The 1,718-nt window shown below is 52.3% G+C and carries 3 protein-coding genes; all 3 read left to right on the forward strand.

Features of this window, described 5'->3' with window-relative positions:
* Window positions 1–513, forward strand: a 513-nt coding sequence (locus C515_RS23235) for an RHS repeat-associated core domain-containing protein (protein ID WP_245575053.1), incomplete at its 5' end; no start/stop codon positions are given.
* A 14-nt stretch (window positions 514–527) separates the two neighbouring features.
* Window positions 528–968, forward strand: a complete 441-nt coding sequence (locus C515_RS23240) for a tetratricopeptide repeat protein (protein ID WP_081687017.1) — start codon at window positions 528–530, stop codon at window positions 966–968.
* A 471-nt stretch (window positions 969–1,439) separates the two neighbouring features.
* On the forward strand, window positions 1,440–1,718 hold a 279-nt coding region (locus C515_RS23730), incomplete at its 3' end, for a hypothetical protein (protein ID WP_144290510.1).

Here is a 1,718-nt window from a genome sequence, read left to right on the forward strand (position 1 = left end):
TACAATACCTTTCGCTATTACGACCCGGAAAGCGGCCGCTACCTCAGCCCCGACCCGATCGGCCTGGCGGGCGGCCTGCACCTGTACGGCTACGTGCCCGACCCGAACGGCTGGATGGATCCGTTGGGGCTTAGCTGTCGTTTAAATTTCATGGGTAAAACACCAGGAAAAAGCAGTCGAACTGGCAGGAAAGTGATTGAGCGTATGCGCTTGGAGGGAAAAATCCGAGGCCACGGTGGAAAAATGCAATTCCGAAGCCCGACTGATAAAAAATGGTATCGCATACAAGATGCCGATATGGCTCATAGAGTAGATGCTGTGAAATACTGGAATCAGAAAGGCGGCTTCCACGGACCAAAATCTAGAGAAGTCCGCGCATTTATGCGCGACGCAGATAACTACGAACTCGAATACTACGGACACAATCGATCTCAAGGTGCACAATTGCCTGACAGATATAGGTCTCCTGAAGAATTTATTGGCCCAGCAGAAAAGTCAGAGTATTTCAACTAGTGAGGAAAATTTAAATGAAAGAACTCTCTGAAAAAGACGCCCCACTCGAGGCGATCATCATCTCACTAACAGAAGAGGGAAACTCCATCGAAATTGCCGGAAATTTTCTATCAGCCATTGAGAAGTATCAAGAGGCCTGGGATTTACTTCCAGAACCAAAGCATGAATGGGAAATGCTAAGCGGTTGGCTATCAAGCTGCTTCTTTAGCTCTCACCTAAGCCTTGGAAATTTCGAACTAGCAAAGCAATGGGCTGAAAACGCAGTGAAGTCTGCAAGCTCCAGCATCGACACAGCCCCATTTATTGACTTAGGAATTGCTTGTTATGAATTAGGCCAACTTGACGAAGCATTTACTAGCTTTGACCGAGCATACGGCTATGGCAAAGCAAGGGCATTCAAAGAAAGACCAAAAAAATACCTAGACTTCTACCTAAAAAAAGCGCACGAGAAATAAACAACCCTTGAATCTACTTCAGTGCCAATCCCTCGGCAGAGCCGGGGGCTTTAGGCATGTGAGAAGCTCAAAGCGAAAAAAATTATACTATCAGCGTGTCCGGTGCCACTCCACCACTTTTATTCAAGCTCGTTTTTCAGCCCGAGCAGGTGGCATTGATGCCCGTTTGGGATTGAAACGCGCATGTGCTGACCACGTGTCCGGCGCAGCTTCGCCCCCCTCATTCAAGCCCGTTTTTCAGCCTGTGCTGTCCGCGTGTCCGGCGCAGCTTCACCACCTTCATTCAAGCCCGTTTTTCAGCCTGAGCAGCTGCCATTGATGCCGGTTTGGGACTGAAACGCGCCAAATTATTCTGCTGTTTTGCCTTATTTTTCAGCAAATCAGCCGATTTTTCCGGCTCAAGACGAGCAAGAACGCATCAGGCTGCGGACAGTGCGGATGTCGGATGGTGCAGCAACGATAGGCAGTTCGTTGGGGTCTTGCCTTAGTCGTCCGGTACCTGCTCAGGCCGGATGTAAGCGGGAATTCCTGCGCATCCAGCTGCACACCCTCTACGACCGGCGCGGCCGCATCAGCAACCAGCGCGCCCTGCAGCCCGGCGGCAGCGTGCAGCGCGAGCGCCGCTACGCCTGGCTGCCCGATGGCGAACTCGGCAGCGACGACCACAGCCACTACGGCCGCCGCCAGTACCAGTACGACCCCGCCGGTCGCCTGCTGCGCCAGACCCAGCAACACGGCGGATCGAGCGAA

Origin of the sequence: Chitinilyticum litopenaei DSM 21440, from assembly GCF_000428145.1 — a bacterium.
In the GTDB taxonomy this organism is placed as follows: Bacteria; Pseudomonadota; Gammaproteobacteria; order Burkholderiales; family Chitinibacteraceae; genus Chitinilyticum; species Chitinilyticum litopenaei.

What these genes read in the sequence shown, in the direction of transcription:
- C515_RS23240 (WP_081687017.1), top strand. Translation starts at nt 528, where the DNA reads ATGAAAGAACTCTCTGAAAAAGACGCCCCACTCGAGGCGATCATCATC.